Consider the following 2,722-nt stretch of genomic DNA (forward strand, 5'->3'; position numbering starts at 1 on the left):
CCCCCCCCCCCCGGGGGGGGGCGCGCGGGGGGGCCCCCCCGCCCCCCCCCCCGGGGGGGGGCGCCCCCGCCGGGGGGGGGGGGGGGGCCTTGCGGCCCCCCGCCACTACCTGAACCTCCTGAGCAGCGGCCTGACGTCCTCCGCCAGAATCTGCTCGGTGATCGGCCCGGCCATGCGCCAGCGCACGATGCCCTCGCGATCGATCAGATACGTCTCCGGAACGCCATACACCCCGAAATCCACCGCCACGCGGCCGGTGATGTCGAGCCCGATGCGCCGGAACGGATCGCCGTGCCGCCGCAGCCAGTCCACCGCGCCCGGATCCTTCTGCGTGCCCGTGTTGTAGTTGATGCCGAACACCGGCACACCCTCGGCCGCGAGCCGCATCAACTGCGGATGCTCCACCAGGCACGGCACGCACCAGGACGCGAAGAAGTTCACCAGCACCGGCCCCTCGCGCGCGGCCGCCGCGATGTCCGCCGACGACAACGCCGGCTTGTTCGACCCCGGCAACGCGCCGAGGTCGAAGCGCGGCACCTCGCGCCCCACCAGCGCCGAGGGCACGCCGCGCGGATCGAAACTGCCGCGCTGCATGCCCGACAGCATCGCCCAGAACCCGACAGCAGCCGCCAGCAGCACCAGCGCCGGCAACGCGAACAGCAGCCGCCGCGCCGTCATTCCGCCGCCACCGGCACGGCCGCCCGCCGCCGCGTCGGCACCCCCACACGCAGCCGCCGATCCGACAGGCTCACCACGCCGCCGAGCGCCATCAGCACCGCGCCGATCCAGATCCACGGCGCAAGCGGATTGAAGTGTAACCGCACCACCGTCGCGCCCTCCTCGGTGCTCTCGCCGATCACGCCGTAGAGGTCGGCGAAGCCCGAAGTCCGGATCGCGGCTTCCGTGGTGTTCATCCGCGCCACCGGATAGACGCGCCGCTGCGGCGTCAGCGCGCCGATCTCGCGCCCGTCGCGGATCACCACCAGCCGGCCCTCCGTGCCGGTCCAGTTCGGACCCGTGACGGACGAGGAGCCCTCGAAGCGGATCGTGTAGGCGGCGATCGTCGTGGTCTCGCCGGGCTTCAGCAGCGTGATGCGCTCGGGCGCGATGCCCTTGCCGGCGATCCCCGCGACACAGATCCCGACCGCGGCATGCGCGATGAGCCCGCCGATCGCTCCGCGCGGCAGCCCACGCAGCCGCCGCCACGACTCGCCGAACGGCGCGGCCCCGAGCTTGATCCGATCCGCGAGGTCGGTCGCCGCCGCCAGCACCACCCAGAGCGCGACCGCGAAGCCGAGCAGCGGCAACAGCGCCCGATCGACCGCGGCGATGTAGACGACCGCGAACACCGCCACGACCGCAAGCGCAAGCCGCAAGCGCGCAAGCGCCGCCCAGAGATCGGCGCGCTTCCACGGCAACAGCGGCCCGACCGCCATCGCGATCATCAGGGGCACGAACAGCGGGAAGGTCGTCGCGTTGAAGAAGGGTGGGCCGACCGTGATCTTCGCCCCCAGCACCAGGTCGGCGAACAGCGGATAGAGCGTGCCGACGAACACCACCGCGCAGAGCGTCGCGAACAGCAGATTGTTCAGCACCAGCGCGCCCTCGCGCGAGAGCGGCGCGAACACGCCCTGCGGGGTGAGCGCCGGCGCCCGCCAGGCGAACAGCGTGAGCGACCCGCCGACCGTCAGCGCGAGCAGGATCAGGATGAACACGCCGCGGTCGGGATCATTGGCGAAGGCGTGCACCGAGTTCAGGATGCCGGAGCGGACCAGGAACGTTCCGAGCAGGGACAGGGAGAAGGTCAGGATCGCGAGCAGGATGGTCCAGACCTTCAGCGCCTCGCGCTTCTCCACCACGATCGCGGAGTGCAGCAGCGCGGTCGCGAGCAGCCAGGGCATCAGCGAGGCGTTCTCGACCGGATCCCAGAACCAGAACCCGCCCCAGCCGAGCTCGTAATAGGCCCACCAGGAGCCGAGCGCGATGCCGAGCGTCAGCGCGCACCAGGCGGCGAGCGTCCAGGGCCGCACCCAGCGCCCCCAGGCGGCATCCACCCGGCCCTCGATCAGCGCGGCGCAGGCGAAGGCGAAGGCCACCGCGGTGCCGACATAGCCGAGATAGAGGAAGGGCGGATGGAAGGCGAGGCCGGGGTCCTGCAGCAGCGGGTTGAGGTCGGTGCCGTCGTCGGGGATCGGCCAGACCCGCTCGAACGGATTCGAGGTGAGGATGGTGAACAGCAGGAACCCGACCGAGATGAGCCCGAGCACGCCAAGCACGCGCGCGCGCAAAGTCGCGGGCAGGTTGGTGCCGAACCACGCGACCGCGGCGCTGCACAGGCCGAGGATCAGGATCCACAGCACCATCGAGCCCTCGTGGTTCCCCCAGGTGCCGGTGAGCTTGTAGAGCATCGGCTTCAGCGAGTGGCTGTTCTGCACTACGTTGGCGACCGAGAAGTCGCTCACCGCGTAGGACCACATCAGGCATCCGAACGAGAGCCCGACGAACGCTGCCCCGCCGATCGCGGTCGGCGGGCCGGCGGCGATCAGCAACGCGCCGCGCCGCTCCCCGAGCTGCGCCCCGGCGAGCGTCGTCACCGCCTGCGCCGCGGCGAGCAGCAGCGCCAGCACCAGCGCGAAATGGCCAAGTTCGGGGATCATCAGTTCGTCGCCGGCGCGGTGAGGGTGTTCCAGAGCGCCGCCGGCGGCGGCGGCTGGCCAGGCTG

Annotated in this window: 2 protein-coding genes; both read right to left on the reverse strand. The window is 71.9% G+C overall.

The features are described 5' to 3' along the window. Nucleotides 1-105: 105 nt before the first annotated feature. Nucleotides 106-678 carry a DsbE family thiol:disulfide interchange protein gene (locus tag ACTIFU_RS23350; protein WP_439580725.1) on the reverse strand — a complete coding sequence of 191 codons (573 nt, stop codon included), beginning with the start codon at nucleotides 676-678 and terminating at the stop codon, nucleotides 106-108. Continuing rightward, entirely contained in the window at nucleotides 675-2,657 is a 1,983-nt protein-coding gene (locus ACTIFU_RS23355; protein ID WP_439580726.1) for a heme lyase CcmF/NrfE family subunit, read from the reverse strand. The genes ACTIFU_RS23350 and ACTIFU_RS23355 overlap by 4 nt, the downstream gene beginning before the upstream one ends. Between the last annotated feature and the right edge of the window lie 65 nt (nucleotides 2,658-2,722).

The organism is Elioraea sp., from assembly GCF_051860475.1.
Classification (GTDB): Bacteria; Pseudomonadota; Alphaproteobacteria; order Acetobacterales; family Acetobacteraceae; genus Elioraea.

Bases quoted from the DNA above. Each gene is read 5' to 3' on its own strand.
- ACTIFU_RS23350 (WP_439580725.1), bottom strand. From the start codon at position 678: ATGACGGCGCGGCGGCTGCTGTTCGCGTTGCCGGCGCTGGTGCTGCTG.
- ACTIFU_RS23355 (WP_439580726.1), bottom strand. From the start codon at position 2,657: ATGATCCCCGAACTTGGCCATTTCGCGCTGGTGCTGGCGCTGCTGCTC.